General features: G+C 36.3%; 5 protein-coding genes. 1 reads left to right on the top strand and 4 read right to left on the bottom strand.

Annotated features, from left to right (window positions below; translation table 11 throughout):
• Positions 1 to 380: 380 nt before the first annotated feature.
• Complete coding sequence (locus HNQ80_RS25385; protein ID WP_184314044.1) at positions 381 to 1,301, bottom strand: bifunctional helix-turn-helix transcriptional regulator/GNAT family N-acetyltransferase; 921 nt, start codon at positions 1,299 to 1,301, stop codon at positions 381 to 383.
• Positions 1,302 to 1,589: 288 nt separating this feature from the next.
• Here HNQ80_RS25385 and HNQ80_RS25380 point away from each other — a divergent pair, with 288 nt between their 5' ends.
• Positions 1,590 to 1,904 (top strand): hypothetical protein, encoded by a 315-nt coding sequence (locus tag HNQ80_RS25380; protein ID WP_184314042.1) that lies wholly within the window; start codon positions 1,590 to 1,592, stop codon positions 1,902 to 1,904.
• A 117-nt stretch (positions 1,905 to 2,021) separates the two neighbouring features.
• Here HNQ80_RS25380 and HNQ80_RS25375 read toward each other — a convergent pair whose 3' ends face one another.
• From HNQ80_RS25375 to HNQ80_RS25365, 3 genes are all read right to left on the bottom strand, one after another.
• Positions 2,022 to 3,101, bottom strand: coding sequence for a uroporphyrinogen decarboxylase family protein (locus HNQ80_RS25375; protein WP_184314040.1), 1,080 nt, complete (start codon positions 3,099 to 3,101; stop codon positions 2,022 to 2,024).
• Positions 3,102 to 3,458: 357 nt separating this feature from the next.
• Positions 3,459 to 4,718 carry an HD-GYP domain-containing protein gene (locus tag HNQ80_RS25370; RefSeq protein WP_184314038.1) on the bottom strand — a complete coding sequence of 420 codons (1,260 nt, stop codon included), beginning with the start codon at positions 4,716 to 4,718 and terminating at the stop codon, positions 3,459 to 3,461.
• 308 nt (positions 4,719 to 5,026) lie between these two features.
• Positions 5,027 to 5,857, bottom strand: an 831-nt coding sequence (locus HNQ80_RS25365; RefSeq protein WP_184314036.1) for a sodium ion-translocating decarboxylase subunit beta, incomplete at its 5' end; no start/stop codon positions are given.

Here is a 5,857-nt window from a genome sequence, read left to right as displayed (position 1 = left end):
TCTCTATAAAAAATTTCTGGGTGGTTATTTCTAACCATTATATGCTGGCTTAATTCTTACACTGTGTAGTTTTCAAAGACCAAAGTATTTTTTCCTGCCGTCAGCGTGTGCTGCCGACTCTTAATACTATATCATAGCTCTTGCATTCTGTCAACCACTTTTTCACTGGTAATTTTTATTACCTTGTTTCCTGTGACGACAAAATATATCTTATCACGTTTGTCCCCTTAAATCAACTGGAAATATTTTCTCCCTTTGACCCTCACCCCTGTGAAAAGGGACAATAGCTACTATACCATAAGCTAGAGCATGTGTCAATAGGGTTTTAAATACAAGCATTCCCATAGTTTATGGGTTTCTATCTTAGATTATCCACTAAACTATAAGTACAAATCCCAACGTTCCTCTATAATAGGACGCTCTGTCCAAGTATCATTTTCATGGGTTTCTGTTGGTTTAAATCCATACACTTTATACAGATGGCGGGCTGCTTCTAAAATACTAACCGTCCAAAGAAAAACATGTTTATAATTCTTCTCTTTACAAAAGTCCATTGCTGTTTTCATAAGCTTATGTCCCAATCCAATGCCTCGCATTTGGGGTTCCATCAAAAACCAGCGTAGTTGCGCTGTAGATTCATCTACACGAACCACCGCGATTACCCCAACCGGTACACCGTTTACCTCTGCAATCCACATATTTTCTTTTTCCTTATCATAACACTCACTAAATTTAGAAACTGCTTTTTCAACATAATCAGCAAACGCTGCACTAAATTTATATTCTGATTCATACAAGTCCCTATGTCTCTTTACCACATATCCAATATCTTCGGGTTGAAAAGCTCTAATCCTTACAGCATTCAAACTCCCTAATAAAGTTCTCTTAATATATCTCATTGATTTAACTAGCTTTTCTTGCTCATCCTCTGCTAGATCCTTAATCAACCCCAGAATTTGATCCTCTGATCTTTGCTCAAGCACAACTAGTGTTTCCTTCCCTAAAGGTGTCAAGTGAAGTAAAAATGTACGTCCATCGTCGATTGAGTTTTCCTTACGAATGAAACCTTTGGCTTCAAATCGTTTTAGAAGCCTGCTCATATATCCTCGATCAATATTTAGCTTTTCCATTAGTATATTTGCCGTACAGTCCTCAGTTTTATCAATTTCAAAAAGAACACGAACTTCTGTTAAAGAGTAAGGACTATCCAATATGTGCTGATTTAGCAGCCCTAATATGTCTGTATAAAAACGATTAAAACTTCTTAACGCTTGAACAACAGACTTGTCTTCTGCGCCCATAAAACCACCTCCATGGATTTTATTGATCATTTATCTACTTATAAAGAGTATACAAAAACTAGTTGACTGAGTCAACTAGTTTTTGAGAAAAATATTTAAAAATTCCTACAATTTCATTCTTCTCTCTATACCCGTAACGATTACTCCAAGACGCCCTATCATGAAAAAAATTGTTTTCTACATAATTTTAAGAATGATAGTTATTTAAAAGTATATTGTTTACCCACAACACAAAAACTATCTTTGATGCGAACTTTACTATTGTAGCAATTTGCGAGGTGTGTAATTATGAGAAATTTAGACCTTACTTGGCAAGAAGTACTAGCACAAAAAGGATTCAATGAACAAATATCCAAATCCTTTATAGGTTTCATCGCTTGGGAAGAGAATAATATGTTCTCTAGGCTGGGAGAAGAAATAACCGAAGTTTTAGCAGGTCACGAAGGAGAAGTTTTCGCTAAAGACGTAATCAATCAGAAATATAAAAACACTGGCCTACTATTCTTCAATAGGAATCTTCCTGAAAAAACAGTAGATCAAATTTTTGATACAATCTTAACCTATGAGCATGAAGATGTTTATGATATAGGGCCCAACCTATGAGTTTTAAAACTCCTCATAGCAAAATCCCTGGCAATCAAATGATTGCCAGGGATTTTTTCTAAATTGGCACCTATAATATTGTTAAAAAATAGGGTTTTAAAAGCATCTTACGCATTCCTATATTAATTTTCCTAAATCAAAAGGATAACTACCAAAGGTTCTTGCTGCTTCCATAAGATACGAAACATTCTCCATCGGTGTACCCATGGGGAGCTGACAGCCTGTACTCAGAATATATCCTTTAGGACTATCATATGTTTTTCGTATGCATTCTTTCACTTCATTGAATATATCTTCCCTCGTGCCATATTTCATAGTTTCCATTGGCTTAACATTACCCATGAGAATCACCCTATGCCCTACTTCCTTTTTAGCATTCTCCAAGTCTTCTAAATTATCTAAGCTCAAAGTGCGGGCACCCGTATCAGCCATATCCTGCCACAGTCGTTTTGTGCTCCCACAAATATGTAACGTTGGAGCACTGCCAAAACGCTCAATAATCCGATCAACACACCGCTTCAAATAGGGAAATGCAAAGGCTTTAAACTGTTTTTGACTGAGAAGTGTTCCAGAAGCAATCGGCTCAGGAATACTTGGTTTAATACCGATTTCGCTCAAAGCATCAATATATTTCAACACGTTTTCTGTTGAAACCTCCATAAGGCGATGCACTTCTTCAGGGCACAGTATCATATCTTTCAACAATTCTTCCGTGCCTCTCAGGGCAGCAGCAGTAGTCAAAGGGCCTCCAACGCTACTGCCCACCCCTACTTCTTTTCCCACTGCATGATCCAATCGCTTTACTGCTTCTAAAAACAATGGTAATCTACCGTCTTTTTGAGGATTAATAAGGGGAAGCTTATCTAAATCTTTATAATCTCTCAAAATCGGCACACTGACATAAGGTACATCATGTTCAGGGTACTCTAGCTGTGTTCCCATAGCCTCTGCAATACCAAACAAATCCGGTCCAACACCTACAGAGTCATGATGGAAGGTCTTATAGAGAGTTATTTCCATCTCCGCCATCAAATCAGAAGAGTGGCAAAACTTTGCTACAGTTGTTCCTATCATTGAAACAGCAGCTTCACCAATAATTGGACAGCATAGAATTCGATCCATATCCTTTCCTGTTAGGAAAGCTTCAAATCGTTCTTTGGGTGTCATTTCTTCAAATCTAGTTTTTGCTTGACCCATTTATTTCCCTCCGCAGTAGAAAGTAATTTATGACTTTTCTATAAAAGCACCTATGGCATTTAAAATTGAATACCTCTCATCAAATAAGTCTTGTCTCCAATATTCATTTTTGTATACCTTATAATTCACCAAAGAATCTTCAATTTCTAAGTTAGTCCCATTATACAGGAATGGAAGTAATCTGGAAATATTTATATAAAACTTCTATTCTCAACCTCGCTGTATAGTTATTTTCTATATAAGAATATACGTCATAAATAAATTTAACACTTTTTACTGTAAGGCTTTTGGTCTTTATCTATAGGCTATACCATTAAGAATTTTCAAAAATAAAAAACCTTGGAATTTCCAAGATTTTTATTTGTTCTTGTATTTTCTTAAGAGGTTTATAGTCATTCCACCCTCAAATTTTACGATAGGCATATGCGGTGAGTTTATATAATCTTCAAACCCAACAATAATACCCCGACCGTATTCTGGAATAATCATTGATTCGCCTATTTTAAAGAAATTTGACCTACGAACGAAAATGTCTACTATATTAGGATCCAGTTTTTTGCTTCTATTTTCCCAAACCAATTTTATCGCTTCTCTTGGTTTCGTGCCGCTGCTATGAAAATAACCACCCACCTTTTCCTCATAAAAGTGAGCAATTGAAATTATTCTACCAAATAGACTAATATCTTCACCTTTTTTTCCTTTTGGATACCCCTCACCATTGTAAAATTCATAATAGTCAAGGACGCCATAAATAATGGATTCTTTTCGAAGCATAGGAAGATCATTAGACATTGCTTTTATGAATCCTACATATATTTGATAAAGTTCCTTTTGCTTTGTGGAGAATTGCAAGTGCGTATTAAAAGTATTCTTGGGAAGTTTCGTTAAAGATGCATCCATAAGTAACGTTGTAATTCCAAGATCTATAAGTTCTTCTTCTGTTAATTCGAGCGTTAATCCAATCATCAGAGAAATACTTGTCGCATTTATGCTATGTATTAGCAAAATATCTTTATAATTCTTTATTTGGTTAAGTGAGTTACGAAGAATATCATTTGATTTAATAATGTCAAGTAATTTTTTCCTAACTTCTACGGCTCTATTCTTTAATCTAAGAGATTCGAGATTATTCTCAAAAGTCCAGAATAGAGGAAATTTATACAAGGAACTTAGGTAATCATCCTCCATCTTGTGATTTTTTTCTGGCGTAGCAATTTGGTAATCATTCTCCGTTTTGTAATTTTCCTCTACAGCGGAGCTTTGGTTCAAAGCTTGGAAATCAGCTCTCGAATCCAAAAAAGATACTATATTTAAAGGCATTGTCATTAATTTGTTATACTCCATTACTGCTTCTTTTAACAAATTAATATATTGCTTATTTCCATATTGCCTATTTTCGATAAACTGCTCATATAACTCTTGTGTAGCTGCAACGATCACTGGCATTTCTGCTGGTAAATGATAAACAATCTTTTGAATAATATCCGCTGATAGCGTTTTATATTGATTGATAAGCATTAATCCATCCGTCCTGTAAACAGGATGTAACACTATATCCCCTGGGATAAGCTCCTTAATTTGTCTCTTTACATACACAATATCTCTACTATTTTGCATCAGTATCCACACTCCTTATTAGGGAAATCAAAGCAAACGGCATGTATTCCCTTATATTTTTACTATGTGATCATAATATAATACTGCCCAGCATGTCTTAAACTAATTATAATCACTTTTATCATTTGCGTAAATATTCAAATATCTACTAGAGAATTTGTCTATCGCCATTTCATTTAGTGTTTCAAACGGTCAAATTAGCGCAATTTAAAAAGGTATAGGCCACCGAAATGATACCTATACCCCAACTATTGATAAAGAGCTTTGTAGTGTTTTTCATGAACACCCTTCTGTTTGTGCCCCTTCTATTAACCAAATATGGATAATAGAACCCCTGCTGCAATGGCGGATCCAATAACCCCTGCAACGTTTGGTCCCATGGCATGCATCAAAAGGAAGTTTGAAGGGTTTTCCTTTTGTCCTACTACTTGGGATACCCTGGCTGCCATTGGCACCGCAGAAACCCCTGCTGAACCAATCAATGGGTTGATCTTCTTGCCGGAAGCAATATACATGACTTTTCCGAAAAGTACTCCAGTTGATGTACCTACACAGAAAGCTAATAGTCCTAATCCGATGATCATCAATGTCTGTGGTGTTAAGAACTTCTCTGCACTAGCCGTAGCTCCAACAGTTGTTCCTAAGAAGATTGTAACGATGTTGATTAATTCATTTTGTGCAGTTTTAAAGATTCTATCTACAACACCAGATTCTCTGAACAGGTTACCAAGCATCAGCATACCCAATAATCCTGCTGCAGATGGTAATAATAGAGCGCCTAAAATTGTAACCATAATTGGGAAAACAATTTTTTCCGTCTTCGTTACAGGTCTTAACTGCTCCATTTTTACCATTCTTTCCTCTTTAGTCGTTAACGCTCTCATAATTGGAGGCTGAATGATTGGTACAAGAGCCATGTAAGAATAAGCTGCAACAGCGATTGGTCCTAGTAAGTGTGGTGCAAGTTTAGATGTTAAGAAGATTGCTGTTGGGCCATCTGCACCGCCGATAATTCCGATAGAAGCCGCTTCTGCCCCTGTAAATCCAAGGGCTACTGCGCCTAAGAATGTTGTAAAGATACCAAACTGTGCTGCTGCACCTAAAAGTAAGCTTCGTGGGTTTGCAATCAATGGACCGAA

Source organism: Anaerosolibacter carboniphilus (genome assembly GCF_014205875.1).
Taxonomy (GTDB): Bacteria; Bacillota; Clostridia; order Peptostreptococcales; family Thermotaleaceae; genus Anaerosolibacter; species Anaerosolibacter carboniphilus.
This window is presented reverse-complemented; position numbering and strand designations above follow the sequence as displayed.